Annotated in this window: 15 protein-coding genes; 2 read left to right on the forward strand and 13 right to left on the reverse strand. The window is 71.7% G+C overall.

Annotated elements, in window-relative coordinates; translation table 11 throughout:
• Window positions 1–97: 97 nt before the first annotated feature.
• The gene (locus tag AB0B72_RS14500) at window positions 98–1,633 is read left to right on the forward strand and encodes a wax ester/triacylglycerol synthase family O-acyltransferase (RefSeq protein WP_367739202.1); all 1,536 of its coding nucleotides are present in this window, start codon (window positions 98–100) and stop codon (window positions 1,631–1,633) included.
• 24 nt (window positions 1,634–1,657) lie between these two features.
• Here AB0B72_RS14500 and AB0B72_RS14505 read toward each other — a convergent pair whose 3' ends face one another.
• The 7 genes from AB0B72_RS14505 to AB0B72_RS14535 all read right to left on the reverse strand — a co-directional run bounded on the left by AB0B72_RS14505 (window position 1,658) and on the right by AB0B72_RS14535 (window position 8,489).
• On the reverse strand, window positions 1,658–2,257 hold the full coding sequence (locus AB0B72_RS14505) for a TetR/AcrR family transcriptional regulator (RefSeq protein WP_367739203.1): 600 nt from the start codon (window positions 2,255–2,257) through the stop codon (window positions 1,658–1,660).
• Window positions 2,258–2,402: 145 nt separating this feature from the next.
• On the reverse strand, window positions 2,403–4,013 hold the full coding sequence (locus AB0B72_RS14510) for a cation acetate symporter (RefSeq protein ID WP_367739204.1): 1,611 nt from the start codon (window positions 4,011–4,013) through the stop codon (window positions 2,403–2,405).
• Complete coding sequence (locus tag AB0B72_RS14515) at window positions 4,010–4,336, reverse strand: DUF485 domain-containing protein (RefSeq protein ID WP_367739205.1); 327 nt, start codon at window positions 4,334–4,336, stop codon at window positions 4,010–4,012. Before AB0B72_RS14515 ends, AB0B72_RS14510 begins: the two co-directional genes overlap by 4 nt.
• Before the next feature lie 164 nt (window positions 4,337–4,500).
• A complete protein-coding gene (locus tag AB0B72_RS14520; protein WP_367739206.1) occupies window positions 4,501–5,976 on the reverse strand; it encodes a cation acetate symporter in 1,476 nt (491 codons plus the stop codon).
• A 19-nt stretch (window positions 5,977–5,995) separates the two neighbouring features.
• Complete coding sequence (locus AB0B72_RS14525) at window positions 5,996–6,367, reverse strand: hypothetical protein (protein ID WP_367739207.1); 372 nt, start codon at window positions 6,365–6,367, stop codon at window positions 5,996–5,998.
• A gap of 70 nt (window positions 6,368–6,437) precedes the next feature.
• Complete coding sequence (locus AB0B72_RS14530) at window positions 6,438–7,199, reverse strand: LytR/AlgR family response regulator transcription factor (RefSeq protein ID WP_367739208.1); 762 nt, start codon at window positions 7,197–7,199, stop codon at window positions 6,438–6,440.
• A 108-nt stretch (window positions 7,200–7,307) separates the two neighbouring features.
• Window positions 7,308–8,489 carry a sensor histidine kinase gene (locus tag AB0B72_RS14535; RefSeq protein WP_367739209.1) on the reverse strand — a complete coding sequence of 394 codons (1,182 nt, stop codon included), beginning with the start codon at window positions 8,487–8,489 and terminating at the stop codon, window positions 7,308–7,310.
• Window positions 8,490–8,694: 205 nt separating this feature from the next.
• Here AB0B72_RS14535 and AB0B72_RS14540 point away from each other — a divergent pair, with 205 nt between their 5' ends.
• Window positions 8,695–9,507 (forward strand): DUF1206 domain-containing protein, encoded by an 813-nt coding sequence (locus AB0B72_RS14540; RefSeq protein WP_367739210.1) that lies wholly within the window; start codon window positions 8,695–8,697, stop codon window positions 9,505–9,507.
• Window positions 9,508–9,556: 49 nt separating this feature from the next.
• On the opposite strand, the gene AB0B72_RS14545 is transcribed toward AB0B72_RS14540, so the two are convergent.
• From AB0B72_RS14545 to AB0B72_RS14570, 6 genes are all read right to left on the reverse strand, one after another.
• Window positions 9,557–9,985 (reverse strand): HIT family protein, encoded by a 429-nt coding sequence (locus AB0B72_RS14545; protein WP_367739211.1) that lies wholly within the window; start codon window positions 9,983–9,985, stop codon window positions 9,557–9,559.
• A gap of 3 nt (window positions 9,986–9,988) precedes the next feature.
• Window positions 9,989–11,149, reverse strand: a complete 1,161-nt coding sequence (locus AB0B72_RS14550) for an acyl-CoA dehydrogenase family protein (RefSeq protein ID WP_367739212.1) — start codon at window positions 11,147–11,149, stop codon at window positions 9,989–9,991.
• Entirely contained in the window at window positions 11,149–11,667 is a 519-nt protein-coding gene (locus tag AB0B72_RS14555) for a MaoC family dehydratase (protein ID WP_367739213.1), read from the reverse strand. The genes AB0B72_RS14550 and AB0B72_RS14555 overlap by 1 nt, the downstream gene beginning before the upstream one ends.
• Window positions 11,668–11,826: 159 nt before the next feature.
• On the reverse strand, window positions 11,827–12,813 hold the full coding sequence (locus tag AB0B72_RS14560) for a YihY/virulence factor BrkB family protein (protein ID WP_367739214.1): 987 nt from the start codon (window positions 12,811–12,813) through the stop codon (window positions 11,827–11,829).
• The gene (locus AB0B72_RS14565) at window positions 12,810–13,454 is read right to left on the reverse strand and encodes a DUF3618 domain-containing protein (RefSeq protein ID WP_367739215.1); all 645 of its coding nucleotides are present in this window, start codon (window positions 13,452–13,454) and stop codon (window positions 12,810–12,812) included. Before AB0B72_RS14565 ends, AB0B72_RS14560 begins: the two co-directional genes overlap by 4 nt.
• Entirely contained in the window at window positions 13,451–13,849 is a 399-nt protein-coding gene (locus AB0B72_RS14570) for a phage holin family protein (RefSeq protein ID WP_367739216.1), read from the reverse strand. The genes AB0B72_RS14565 and AB0B72_RS14570 overlap by 4 nt, the downstream gene beginning before the upstream one ends.
• Between the last annotated feature and the right edge of the window lie 360 nt (window positions 13,850–14,209).

Genomic DNA, 14,209 nt, shown 5'->3' on the forward strand with positions numbered 1-14,209 from the left:
CGCTGAAAGACGCTCACGGAGATGGCCGGGAAACGAACCGGTAACCGCACGCCGCGATGATGGCCACCTCCGCGGAGATGAGGCAGGGAGGACGGCCATGCGCCAGCTGACGGCACTCGACGCGCAGTTCCTGAGCGTGGAGTCGGCCACGACCGCCGCCCACGTCGCGGGCATCGCGATCCTCGACCCGGCGACCGCGCCGTCCGGCACGGTGACCCGGCGATGCCTGGTCGCCCTGCTGCGCGAGCGGCTGCACCTCGCCCCGGTGCTGCGCATGCGGCTGGCCGACGTGCCGTTCGGGCTCGACCGGCCGTACTGGATCGACGACGCCGGCTTCGACCCCGGCGACCACGTGTTCGAGACGACGCTGCCCGCGCCGGGCGACGACCGGCTGCTCGCCGCCCACGTGGCGCGCATCCACGCGCGGCGGCTGGACCGGGGACGGCCCCTGTGGGAGGCGCACCTGATCCACGGCCTGGCGGGCGGGCGGATCGCCCTCTACACGAAGGTCCACCACTGCGCGATCGACGGGGTGTCGGGGTCGGAGATCCTCACCTCGATCCTCGACCCCTCCCCCGAGCCCCGTCTCGTCGAGGCTCCGCCCGAGGAGCGGCCCGAGCGCGCCCCCGGCCTGATCGCCATGCTCGCCGGGGCGCTCACCCGGTCGATCGTGCAGCCGGTCGAGACGCTGTGCTCGCTCGCCCGCGCGGCGGCCGACATGGACGCGATCCCGGTCGTCTCGGGCCTGCCGGACGCCCGGCTCGTGGCGCAGGCGACCCGCGCGCTCACCGGTGACTCCCGGCCGCTGCCCGACTCTCCGCCGCTCGCCGTGCCGCGTACGCCGTTCAACGGCCCGATATCAGCGGAGCGGGGGCTCGCGTTCGCCTCGGTGCCGCTCGCCGAGGTCAGGCGGGTGGGCAGGGCCTTCGGGATGAGCCCCAACGACGTCGTCATGACGCTGTGCTCCTCGGCGCTGCGCCGCTGGCTGCTCGCCCACGACGCGCTGCCCGACCGCCCCCTCGTCGCGGCGGTCCCGGTGGCCCTGCGTCCATCGGGAGGCTCGCCGCGCGGCTCGTCGGGAGGCGACGGGATGGTCGGCAACCAGATCTCCGCCATGATCACCTCGCTCGCCACGGACGTGGCCTGCCCCAGGGAGCGGCTCACCGCCGTGCGCTCCGCGATGGCCGCGGCCAAGCGCCGTTTCGTGCTCTCTCGCAGGAGCTGGCTGAACGACCTGTGCGCGATGGTCCCCAGCCCGCTTTCCACGCTGGCCACCCCGGCGGTCTTCCGCCTGGCGGGGGCGGCCGGGGCCGGGGTCAACCTGATCGTGTCCAACGTCCCCGGCCCGCGCCGCCCGCTCTACCTCTGCGGCGCCCGGATGCTGGCCTACCACCCCATGTCGGTGGTGACGGACGCCACCGGCGCGATCAGCATCACCTGCGCGTCGTACGACGGGCGGCTCGACTTCGGCGTCGTGACGTGCCCGACACGGGTGCCGGACGTCTGGAGCGTCATCGATCATCTGACCGGCGCGCTCGACGAACTCCTGGCGCTGCTCCCCGCCGAGACCGCTGAGGCCGTTGAGGACGCTGAGGACGCCTCGCCGCAGGTCGGTGAGAAGGTGCCGGCGTAGCCGTGAGCCGGGGCCTCAGCGCCGTTAGCCCAGGGCGTGCGCGATCAGCTCGGCCACGGCGTCGGGGTCGATGTGATGGCCGGTGAGCAGGCAGATGCTCTCCTGGTAGAGCAGCACGGCGGCGAAGGTCGCGGCCGCGGCCTCCAGCCGCGCCGCGTCGCCGCGGCTGCCCGGCAGGGCCAGCTCCAGGGCGAACCGGGCCCGCCTGATGATCTCCGCGTTGAGGCGGCCCAGGCGGTCCCGTACGGAACGGTGGGTGTCGGCCTCCCGGAACAGGATGCGGCGCATCGCGGGGGACGCCCGCAGCGGCAACCGCCTGGCCAGGCGGGACAGCGTGCCGGCGGCGTCGCCGGGCACGGCCTCGACGTCCTCCTCGGTCACCACCGTCCGCTCGTCCACGAGCGAGATCAGCACGTCGATCTTGCGGGGGAAGTAGTGGAAGACCAGGCCCTTGGGGACCCCCGCCACCTCGGCGATGCGCGCCGTCGGCGTCGCGTCGTAACCGCCGCCCGCGAACAGCTCCTCGGCCGCGTCCAGGATGCGCGTCCGCGCGTCGCCGTCGGCGGGCTCCTTACTCCGGCGGGAGCGGGACCACGCCTTGGCACTCTGGAGAGGGCTGTCCACAGGCCGACCATAGCCATACCGGGTGCCCCAACACCATGCCGCCACGGTCAGGGGACCCTGCGAACGAGCCCGGCCGTGAGCGTGGGGCTCACGGCCGGGCGGTTGGGGGGTGCGAGGGCTGCTGGGGGCGCCGGGGATCGCGGCGTCAGTGCGAGGTGGCCTTCTCGGACCCGATCCCGGTGAGGGAGCGGACCTCGATCTCGGCGTACTTCGCCGCGTTGTACTCCTTGCTGAGGATCGTGCCGAGGTAGCCGCAGAGGAACCCGATGGGGATGGAGAAGATGCCCGGGTTCGACAGCGGGATCAGGTCGAAGTCGGCGTCAGGGAACATGGCCGTGGGCGCGCCCGACACGGCCGGCGAGAAGATCACCAGAACGAGGGCCGAGACCAGGCCGCCGTAGATCGCCGAGACCGCGCCCGCCGTGTTGAACCTCTTCCAGAACAGGCTGTAGAGGATCGCCGGCAGGTTGCCCGAGGCGGCGATCGCGAAGGCGAGGGCCACCAGGAAGGCGACGTTCAGCGCCTGGGCGCGGATGCCGAGGATGATCGCGACGGCGCCGATGACGAACGCGGCGATCCTCGCGACCAGGATCTCCTCCTTGTCGGTGACCTGGCCCCGCTTGAACACGTGGGCGTACAGGTCGTGGGCGAAGCTGGAGGAGGAGGCGAGAGTCAGTCCGGCCACCACGGCGAGGATCGTGGCGAACGCGACGGCCGCGATGACGGCGAGCAGGACCGTGCCGCCGACGTCGCCGAAGATGTCCGCACCGATCTTCTCGGCCAGCAGCGGCGCCGCCGTGTTGCCCGCCTTGTTCGAGTCGGAGATCGTCTTGGTGCCCACCAGGGCGGCCGCGCCGAAGCCGAGGACCAGGGTCAGCAGGTAGAACACGCCGATGATGCCGATCCCCCACAGAACCGACTTGCGGGCGTCCCTGGCGGTCGGAACGGTGTAGAAGCGGATCAGGATGTGCGGCAGGCCGGCCGTGCCGAGCACCAGGGCGAGCCCCAGGCTGATCAGGTCGATCTTGCCCCAGATGCCCTGGGCCTCCGTGCCGTACTTGAGGCCCGGGATGAGGAAGGAGTCGCCCTTGCCGCTCTGCTGCGCGGCGTCGCCGAGCAGGCCGGACAGGTTGAAGCCGTACTTGCCGAGGACGAGCAGCGTCACCAGGGCGGCGCCGGTCATCAGCATGACGGCCTTGACGATCTGCACCCAGGTGGTGCCCTTCATGCCGCCGATGACGACGTAGATCACCATGAGCAGGCCGACCGCGACGATCGTCCACATCTTGCCCGCGTCGGACTTGATACCGAGCAGAAGGCCCACGAGCGCGCCCGCGCCGACCATCTGGGCGAGCAGGTAGAAGATGCTGACCGTGATGGTCGACACGCCGGCGGCCGTGCGGACCGGGCGCGGCGACATGCGGAACGCCAGCACGTCGGCCATCGTGAACTTGCCGGAGTTGCGCATCAGCTCGGCCACCAGCAGCAGCGCGACCAGCCAGGCCACGAGGAAGCCGATGGAGTAGAGGAAGCCGTCGTAGCCGGACAGCGCGATGATGCCCGCGATGCCGAGGAACGACGCGGCGGACATGTAGTCGCCGCCGATCGCCAGGCCGTTCTGCGCGCCGCTGAACGAGCGGCCGCCCGCGTAGTAGTCGGTGGCGCTCTTGTTGTTGCGGCTCGCCCAGAAGGTGATCGCCAAGGTGCCCGCGACGAACACCAGGAACAGGATCGTGGACAGCGTCTCGTGGCTCACTTGACCGTCTCCTCGGCCTCGTTGCGGAGCTCGTCGGCGAGCGGGTCGAGGTTGGCCGCCGCCTTACGGGAGTACAGCCAGGCGATGAGGAACGTCGAGACGAACTGCAGCACCCCGAAGACCAGGGCGACGTTGATGTTCCCGAACAGCTTGGTGCCCATGAAGCCGCGGGCGAAGCCGGACAGCACCACGTACAGGAGGTACCAGGCCAGGAACGCGATGGTCATCGGGAATGCCCAGGAACGATATCTGCGGCGCAGCTCCTGGAACTGCTCGCTGGCCTGTATGCGCTCGTAGACCGATGAGTCATGCTGAACGGTCACATGCGTCTCCTTCAACAGTGATCTGGATCACCTCAACGTAGGAGCGCGGGCCGCCCCGGCACGAGCCCCGTCCCCCGCCGTATCGCCCAGCCGTACCGGCCGCTCGTTCACGGGCCGCCGCATGCGACGAAAGGTCGGTTGCGCGCGCCGAACGGTCACGCGCCTCACATGGCCCGGGGATGCCAGTCGCCGCGGTCGACGTTCAGCGTCTCCGGCGTGTGCAGGCGGACCATCGTCCGCGCCACCCCCGGCGGCACCCGTGACGGCGTCAGCAGCGAGACCACCACCATCACGGTGAACGACACGGGCACGGTCCAGGCCGCGGGTTGTGCCAGCAGCGCCTCCGCCCACCCCGTGTGCGGCCCGGCGATGATGGTGGCGAGCACCGCGCCGCAGGCGAGCCCACCCCCCGCGACCAGCCCGGACAGCGCGCCGGCCGTGGTGAGCCTGCGCCACCAGATGCCGAGCACGAGCAGCGGGCAGAACGACGAGGCGGCCACCGCGAACGCCAGCCCCACCACTGTGGCGACCGGCAGCGACCGGGCCGCGCCCGCCAGCCCGAACGGCACCACCACCGCCAGCAGGGTCGCGAAGCGGAACGACCGCACCCCGCCGCCCAGGATGTCCTGCGCGATGACGCCCGCCACCGACACCGTCAGCCCCGACGACGTCGACAGGAACGCCGCGAACGCCCCCGCCGTGACCAGCGCGGTCAGCAGCTCCCCCACGACCCCGCCGACCAGGCGCCCCGGCAGCGTGATGACCACGGTGTCGGTCGCCGGCAGCCCGTAGACCCTCCCAAGGAAGCCGTAGACGGCGGGCATCAGGTAGAAGGCGCCGAGCAGCGTCAGCACGACGAGGGTCGTGCGGCGGGCGGCCCGGCCGTCCGGGTTGGTGTAGAAGCGGACGAGCACGTGCGGCAGGCCCATCGTCCCGAGGAACGTCGCCAGGATCAGCGAGTACGTCTCGTACACCGGGTGCTCCCGGCCGTGCAGCGGCAGCGACCACGGGTCGCCGGGCGCCAGGCTCGGCAGGCCGTCCGACCACCAGGCGAGCAGCATGAACACCAGCGGCACGGCGAGCGCCGTCAGCTTCAGCCAGTACTGGAACGCCTGGACGAAGGTGATCGACCGCATGCCGCCCGACAGCACGTTGACCGCCACCACCACGGCCACCAGCAGGCTGCCCGCCCACGACGGCGCCCCCGTGATCGTACGGAACACCAGCCCGGCGCTCTGGAACTGCGGCATCAGGTAGAGCCAGCCGATCAGCACGACGAGCACGCTGGACAGGCGGCGCACCGCCATCGACTCCAGCCGCGCCTCCGCGAAGTCCGGCAGCGTGTAGGCCCCCGAGCGGCGCAGCGGCGCCGACACCAGCACGAGCAGCACCAGGTAGCCGCCGGTCCAGCCGACCGGGAGCCACAGCATGTCCGCGCCGTAGGTGAGGATGAGGCCGGCGATGCCGAGGAACGACGCCGCCGACAGGTACTCCCCGCCGATCGCCGAGGCGTTCCACAGGGGCGACACCGTGCGGGAGGCGACGTAGAAGTCCGACGTCGTGCGCGACATCCGGATGCCGAACGCCCCGATCAGCACGGCCGCCAGCATCACCGAGACGATGGCGACGATGCTGCTCACCGGGGGCCCGCCGCCGATGTCACCGGCGCTCCATCAGATCGGCGAAGTCGCGCTCGTTGCGCTCGGCCTGCCGTACGTAGAGCCAGGCGCCCACGACGAACGCGGGATAGATGAGCCCCGCCAGCACCACCCACGGCGCCGGCAGCCCGAGCAGCCGGGCGGCGCGCAGCTCGGGCACGAGCAGGAACAGCAGCGGCAGGCCCCCGATCACGCAGGCCAGGACCGTGCAGACGAACAGCGCCAGGCGGAACTGCGTCCGCACCAGCGAGCGCATGTAGACCTCGCCGAGCTGGGTCTGCTCGTCGATCTCACGGGTGAGGGGATGGCGCGGCCGGCGGGCGGCGGCGGTGCGCGGGCTGGTCACCACCACCCGGCGGGGCTTGCCCGTCATCGGCCGCTCACCGCCGGCCGCCCGCGCCGGCCGCCCATGGACCGCGCGCCGCTCATCGGCCGCCCGCCGCTCATCGGCCGTTCACCGCGCCCTGGCCCTTGCGCGCCCGGCGGACGAGCAGGTCACGCAGCTCACGGGTGTGGCGGCGGCTCACCGGGATCTCGGCGCCCCCCACCCGGACGACGCACCTGCCCGAGTCGATGTGCAGCTCGTCGATGTGCTTGACCGCGACCAGGTGGCTGCGGTGGACCCGCAGGAACCCGGCCGAGGCCCAGCGCTCCTCCAGCGTCGCGAGCGGGATGCGGACGAGATGGCTGCCGGTGGCGGTGTGCAGGCGGGCGTAGTCGCCCTGCGCCTCGACGTACCGCACCTCGGTGCTGGCCACGAACCGCGTCACCCCGCCCAGCTCGACCGGGATGGTGTCCGCCTGCGGCCCCGGGCCGGGCTCCTCGCGGCCGCCGCACACCCGCCTGATCGCCTCGGCCAGCCGCTCGGGCCGTACGGGCTTGAGCAGGTAGTCCTCCGCCTTGAGCTCGAACGCGTCCACCGCGTGATCCTCGTACGCGGTCACGAACACGATCTTCGGCGGCCGGGTGAACTGGGTGAGCAGCCGCCCGAGGACGACGCCGTCCAGGCCGCGCATCCGGATGTCGAGGAAGACCGCGTCCACCGGCCTGCCGTCAGCGATCGCCCGGTCGAGCAGCCGCAGGGCCGCGGAGCCGTCGCGCGCGGTGAGGACCTCGCCGATCCGGGAGTCGGCCCTCAGCAGATAGGCGACGTCCTCGAGCGCGGGCTGCTCGTCGTCGACCGCCAGGACCCGCAGGCCGCTCACCGACCACCCCTCTCACGGAACAATCCCCTAGAGAGTGATGACGCGGACATCCGAAAGTCAACGCCTCCCGCCATCACGACCCTGTCACGGCCGGGATCACCCGTGCGTTCAGTGGACGGAGACGCCGGGGTGGTACTTGGGGACGCGGACGGACACCTTGGTGCCGGCGCCGGGGCCGGTCTCCACCACCAGGCCGTACTCGTCGCCGTAGACCTGGCGCAGCCGCTCGTCCACGTTGGCCAGGCCGATGCCGCCCGCTCCGGAGCGGTCCTCCCCCGCCAGCACGCGGCGCAGCCGCTCGGGGTCCATGCCGATCCCGTCGTCCTCGACCGTTATGCCGCACTCGGCCCCGGCGTCCTCGGCGACGATCGTGATCCGGCCCGTCCCCGGCTTGCTCTCCAGCCCGTGCCGCACCGCGTTCTCCACCAGCGGCTGCAGGCACAGGAACGGCACCGCCACGGCCAGCACCTCGGGGGCGATGCGCAGCGTCACCTGGAGCTGGTCGCCGAACCTGGCCCGCTCCAGCGTGAGATAGCGGTCGATGGACCTCAGCTCCTCGGCGAGCGTGGTGAAGTCGCCGTGCCGCCGGAACGAGTAACGGGTGAAGTCGGCGAACTCCAGCAGCAGCTCCCGGGCACGCTCGGGGTCGGTCCGCACGAACGACGCGATCGTGGTGAGCGAGTTGTAGATGAAGTGGGGCGAGATCTGCGCGCGCAGCGCCCGCACCTCCGCCTCCATCAGCATGGTCCTCGACCGGTCGAGCTCGGCCAGCTCAAGCTGCGAGTCCACCCACCGGCCCACCTCCTGGGCGGCCCGCACCAGCCCCGCCGAGGCGTGGTCGCCGTACGCCGCGAGGGAGCCGACGACGCGGTCGTCGGTGGTGAGCGGCACGACCACGGCGTGCCTGACGGGGCATTCCGGCAGCCCGCAGTCGAGCGCGAGCACCTGCGTGCGGCCGTCCTTGAGCGTCTCGGCGGCGTGCTCGAACGCCTCGCCCGCGTGGTGCTCCCCCGCGCCGTCGTAGACCAGCAGCTCCTCGCGGTCGGTGATGGCGATGGCGGGCGAGCCGAGCAGCTCCCGCAGGTGCCGTGACGCCTTGAGCGCCCCCGTCTGGCTCAGCCCCGCGCGCAGCGGTGGCGCGGCCAGCGACGCCGTGTGCAGGGTCTCGAACGTCGCCCGCTCGGCCGGGCTGCTCCCCAGGTCGCGACGGCCCCGCAGCACCCGCCACAGCACCACGGCGGGCACGCTGACGAGCGCGGCGACGACGAGCGCGGCGACGAGCGGTTCCACGCCGCCGGAGCCTACTCGCCCACCGGCCGGCGCGCTCCCGTGCCCGCGCGCTTCGGGCCGGGGCCTCGCGGATACTTCGGGCCGGGGCCCCGTGGATGCTTCGGGGCGGGGCCCCATGGATGGGGAGGCGTCAGGTTTGACCCGCTCCGCTCAGGTCAGCAGAAGGGCCGATCCGCTTCCACGGATTCCAAGGAGAGGACTCGCGATGACGACCGCGCATCAGGCCGGCCGGCGACTGGAGGGTGCGGCCCGGCAGGCCGCCAACCACCCCGTCCTGGAGAAGCTGGCCAAAGTGGGGTTCGCCGCCCGTGGCGTTCTGTACGCGATCATCGGTCTGGTCGCGCTCCAGATCGCCCTCGGCAGCGGCGGGGAGGCCGACAAGAGCAGCGCGATCCACATCGTGCGCGACTCGCCCTTCGGCGACGCGCTGCTGTGGGTGATGGCCGTCGGCCTGGCCGCGCTGACGATCTGGCAGGTCTCCGAGGCCGTCTGGGGCCGGCCGGAAGTCAGGAGCCGCGTCGAGTCCGTCTCCAGGGCCGTCGTCTACGCCGGGCTGGTGTTCTCGATGGTGGCCCTGCTCACCCAGAACAAGGCCGCCACCTCCACCGACAGCCAGTCGCAGGACGCCACCAAGGCGCTGTTCGAGCTGCCCGGAGGCCAGTTCCTGGTGGGCCTGCTGGCGCTCGGCGTGATGGCCCTCGGCGTCTACTGGATCTACGAAGGCTGGACCGAGAAGTTCATGAAGGACATGCGGGTGACCGAGCCGCGCGCCCGCGGCGTCGTGGTCAAGCTCGGCAAGGCCGGCTACATCGCCCGCGGTGTCATCGCCATCGCCGCCGGCGCGCTGATCGGCCAGGCCGCCCTCACGTACGACCCCGACAAGGCGGCCGGAATCGACGGCGCGCTCAAGTCGCTCGCCGACACCCCGGCCGGCCCGTGGCTGCTCGTCGTCGTCGCGATCGGCCTGGTGCTGTTCGCCGCCTACTGCTTCGCGGAGGCCCGCTGGCACCGCGTGTGAACCGTCCCGTCGAAGGCGCCGGCTCCGGCCGGCGCCTTTACGTTGTAGATCACGACATTGCCGCTTTGATCCTTGCCGCGTAGTCCGCGATCTCCGCCTCGTCGGCGTACTTTGTGCGCGGCCAGAAGAAGCCGCGCAGGCCGTCCTTGCGGTTGCGCGGCACCACGTGGACGTGCAGGTGCGGCACGCTCTGGCTGACGCGGTTGTTCATCGCCACGAAGGTGCCCGCCGCCTCCAGCCCCTCCTCGACCGCCCGCGCGACGGCCTGCACCCGCGCGAAGAACGGGCCCACCGCGTCGGGCGGCAGGTCCGGCAGGGTCTCGACGTGGCCGTCGGGGACGACCAGGACGTGCCCCTTGAACACCGGCCGCGTGTCGAGGAAGGCGGCGGCGACGCCGTCGGAGAGCACCATGTGGCCGCGCCTGTCCCCCGCGACGATGTCGCAGAACAGGCAGCCCGGCACGCGAGGTCCGTTCACGCGTCACCAGCCCAGCACGGTGTCGCCGGCGATCAGCGACCTGGCGATGACCAGGCGCTGGACGTCGTTGGTGCCCTCGCCGATCGCCATCAGGGGCGCGTCCCGGTAGAGCCGCTCCACCACGAACTCCTGCGAGTAGCCGTACCCGCCGTGCACCCGCATCGCCTCCATCGTCGTCTTGAGCGCCACCTCGGACGCGAAGTACTTGGCCATCGCCGCCTCGGCGCGCACCGGCCCCGCCTCCGACCGCGACGCCGCCCAGTACGTCATCAGCCGGGCCGCCTGGATCTCCGTCGCCATGTCGGCCAGCTTGAGCTGGATCGCCTGGAAGTCCGCGATCGGCTGCCCGAACGCCTGCCGCTGACGGGAGTAGCCGAGGGCGGCCTCGTACGCGCACTGCGCCACGCCGACCGCCCGGGCGGCGACGTTGACGCGGCCGAGCTCCATCGCCGACAGCACCTGCTGCATGCCCCGCCCCTCCACGCCGCCGAGCAGCGCGGAGGCCGGGACGCGGACGTCGTCGAGGACGACCTCGCACGTCTCGGTGCCCTTGTAGCCGAGCTTGGGCAGGTCCCGGCCGATCGTGAAGCCGTCCGTGCCCGCGTCGACGAGCAGGACCGACATCCCGCGGTGCGCCGGGGTCTCGGCCGAGGTCTTCACCAGCACCGGCAGCGGGTCGGCGTGCCGTGCGTTGGTGATCCACGTCTTGGTGCCGTTGACCACGTAGTGGTCGCCGTCCCGCACGGCGCGGGTGGCGATGCCCTGCAGGTCCGTGCCCGCGCCTGGCTCGGTCAGCGCGATGCCCGTGCGGCGGGCCCCGGTGGCCAGATCGGGCAGGTGACGCAGGCGCTGCTCCTCCGTCCCATACCGGGCGATCATCCAGGACGACAGGGAGTGGGAGCCCAGCACTCCCGCCACGCCCATCCATCCCCGGGCGATCTCCTCGAACACCAGGGAGAACGACACCCGGTCGAGGTCCAGGCCGCCGTACCGCTCGGGAATCGCGATGCCGAACAGGCCGAGCTGCGCGAACCGCTCGATGATCTCGGCGGGGTGGCGTCCAGAGCGCTCCCACTCCGAGGCCACCGGCACGATCTCCTTGTCGACGAACTCCCGCAGCGTCCGCTGGAACAGCCGCTGTTGATCGTTGAGCTCGAAGTCCATCAGGCCTCCATCGGGCCGGTCTTGGCGCGGGGGAAGTACCCCTTGTCGTGCGGCGCGTCCCGCTTGTAGACCATCACCGAGCGCCGCCAGGACATCACCTCGTCCCCGTCCTGGTTGAGGCCGCGGGTGCGGCAGGTGACGATCCCCGCGTACGGCCGCGACCGGGACTCGCGGACGCCGGTCACGATGGACTCGGCGTAGAGCGTGTCGCCGACGAAGACCGGATGGGTCAGCCGGATCTCCTCCCAGCCGAGGTTCATCATCGCGGTCTGGCTGACGTCGATGACCGACAGGCCGAGGACGATCGCGACCGACAGCCCGGAGTTGACGATGATCCGCCCCACGGGGGCGCGCTCGGCGAAGTGCGCGTTGAAGTGGTTCTGGTTGGTGTTCATCGTGATCAGCGTGAACCAGGTGTTGTCGGCCTCGCTGATCGTGCGGCCGAGCGGGTGCTGGTAGACGTCGCCGACCACGAAGTCCTCGTAGTAGCGCCCGATGCGGGCTTCATGGAGCGTCACACCAGAAGGCTATTCCGCCGCGACGGCCCGCCCTGACGACCCGGCCGCGTACGCGGCCGGCGCGCGGCCTGGTCGGCGTAGTCGGGGTCAGCGTGGTCGGCGTGGGCGTAGTCGGCGTAGTCGGCGTGGGCGGGGTCGGCGTGGTCGGCGTGGGCGGGGTCAGCTCGGGGCGTGGCGTGTCCCGGCTTCCCCGGACAGGTCGTCCAGCGGGGCCGGCTCCTTCGGAGGGTCGCGGGGCTCGACGAACGGCTCCGCCGCCGAGCCGCCCTCCGCGATCTTCCGCCCGCGAAGGAGCTCCGCGTCGACCTCCGCTCCGAGGAGGATCGCCATGTTCGACAGCCACAGCCAGATGAGGAAGACCACCACCGCGGCCAGCGTGCCGTACGTCTTGTTGTAGGAGCCGAAGTTGGCGACGTAGATCCCGAAGCCGGCGGAGACCACGATCCACAGCACGACGGCGGTGAGACTGCCGGGGCTGAGCCAGCGGATGCCGGGCTGGCGCACGTTCGGCGCCGCGTAGAACAGCACTGTGATCATGCCGGTGGCCAGGAGCACGAGCACCGGCCACTTGGCGATGTTCCACGCCGTCACCGCGGCGGGCCCGAGGCCGATCACGTTCCCGGCCAGTTCCGCGAGGCGCCCGGTGAACGTCACGGCGAGCGCCGAGGCGGCCATCAGGACCACCAGCAGCAGCGTGAGCCCGACCCGGAGCGGCGTGACCTTCCAGAACGGCCGGCCCTCCCGGATGTCGAAGATCGCGTTGCTCGCCCGGATGAACGCCCCGATGTAGCCGGAGGCCGCCCACAGCGCGAGCAGCAGGCCGCCGACGGCGAACACGCCGGCGGTCCCCTGGCTCTTGTGGACGTTGGACAGGCCGGTCCGCAGAAGCTCCTGGACCGGCCCCGGCGTCAGCGACTTGATGTTGGCGAGCAGCGGGTCGATCACGTCCTGCCCGAGCAGGCCGAGGAGGGAGACCAGCACGATCAGCCCGGGGAAGATGGACAGGACGGCGTAGTAGGTCAGCGAGGCCGCCCAGTCCTGAACGTTGTCTTCCTTGAACTCCTTGACGGTGCGCCTGAGCACCCCCTGCCAGTCACGGCGCGAGAGCCGGTCGACGGGACCCGGCTCGTCGTCTGGACCGCTCATCGGCGCGCGGACCTCCTCCTCGCCCGGCTCGCCGCCTTGCTCCCGGCCCCCGCCCTCCAGCTCGTCCAGCCCGCCCGGCTCCTCCGGGCCGCCCGGCCGGCCATGAGCCGGCGCAGCACCAGCACTCCCGTGCCCGCCGCGACGATCACGGCGAGCACGGCGGGACGCCGCCTCGCCTCCTCGCCGACCTTCCCCGCCGCGCCTCTGACCGGCTCGGGGGTCACCTCGCGCACACGCCCGGCGACGAGCCCCGCCCGCTGTCTGGCGATGTTCGCCGTGGCCTGCACACGCTCCTGGGCCCGCGCCTTGACGTCGGCCTTGGCGGCCAGCGCCTCGATCGTCTCGCCCAGGTCGTCGCGGGTCCGCTCGATCTCCTGCCGGACCTCGGCGATCTCGTCCCGCCCCTTCGTGTGGCCGGCGTCCTCGTCTTCGTCCGCGGCCTCGGAACCACCGGGTGTCCCGGTGGTCCCACGGGTCCCGGCGGTCTCAGCGGTCTCAGCGGTCTCAGCGGTCTCAGCGGTCCGCCGCTGCGGCGCCGCGTTCAGCGACTCGGCGTCCGCCACGGGCTCGGTCGCGTCCTGCCTGTGCACTCCCACGCCTCCGGCGCCGGGCCGGGCCGCTCCGGGATCGGTCTCGGTCATCTGCGCGCACTCTCCTTCATCACGTCGATGTCGGCCTTGAGGCTCCGCATCGCCTCATGCGGGGTCGGGGGACCGGCCTGGGACACCTGCCGCTTGCCCACCAGGCCGAGGACTCCGGCCGCCACCAGCAGCACGGCGCCCACGATCGCGGCGCTCGCCCAGGCGGGTAGCACCATCGCCAGCAGCATGATCACCGCGGCGACGAGCGCGCCTCCGCCGAACAGGGCGACGACGCCCGCCCCGCCGAGCAGGCCCGCGCCGAGTCCGGCGCGCCTGCCCTTCCGGGCCATCTCCAGCCGCGCCAGCCGCAGCTCGTCGCGGATCAGCCGGGAGACGTCCTCAGACAGCCGCCGTACGAGCTCACCGGTCGAGAGCGACTCCATCTGGTTGGTCATGGTCTGCCTCCCATCCAGGTTGGGAGGCGCCTACCCGCAGCCGAGAGCCCTAACCACACGTCTCCGCAGGGTGAACGGACGGCCCGATACGGATGAAAGTTTCAGTCATCACACGTCGGAGGCTTTTCCCGCACCGGATAAAAGGCCAGTAAGGGAAGGTGGCTCACCGCCCGCGGTCGGGCCGGGGTGATACTTCCGCAACCGGTGATTGACATACCGGGGGCCCAATCCACAATCCTGTTGTGGGAGCGCTCCCATATTAGTCCTTCGATTTCGCCATGTCTCACCATCGTCTCACCATCGCCCCGCATCGGCCCGGGAAGCTGCTACGTCGCAGCTCTTCGCCCGATGCATCCATCC

This window comes from Microbispora sp. NPDC049125 (assembly GCF_040802045.1).
Taxonomy (GTDB): Bacteria; Actinomycetota; Actinomycetes; order Streptosporangiales; family Streptosporangiaceae; genus Microbispora.

Excerpts from the sequence above, each read along its gene's own strand:
- AB0B72_RS14500 (WP_367739202.1), top strand. The coding sequence starts at position 98 with ATGCGCCAGCTGACGGCACTCGACGCGCAGTTCCTGAGCGTGGAGTCG.
- AB0B72_RS14525 (WP_367739207.1), bottom strand. The coding sequence starts at position 6,367 with ATGACGGGCAAGCCCCGCCGGGTGGTGGTGACCAGCCCGCGCACCGCC.
- AB0B72_RS14540 (WP_367739210.1), top strand. The coding sequence starts at position 8,695 with ATGACGACCGCGCATCAGGCCGGCCGGCGACTGGAGGGTGCGGCCCGG.
- AB0B72_RS14550 (WP_367739212.1), bottom strand. The coding sequence starts at position 11,149 with ATGGACTTCGAGCTCAACGATCAACAGCGGCTGTTCCAGCGGACGCTG.
- AB0B72_RS14560 (WP_367739214.1), bottom strand. The coding sequence starts at position 12,813 with ATGAGCGGTCCAGACGACGAGCCGGGTCCCGTCGACCGGCTCTCGCGC.
- AB0B72_RS14565 (WP_367739215.1), bottom strand. The coding sequence starts at position 13,454 with ATGACCGAGACCGATCCCGGAGCGGCCCGGCCCGGCGCCGGAGGCGTG.
- AB0B72_RS14570 (WP_367739216.1), bottom strand. The coding sequence starts at position 13,849 with ATGACCAACCAGATGGAGTCGCTCTCGACCGGTGAGCTCGTACGGCGG.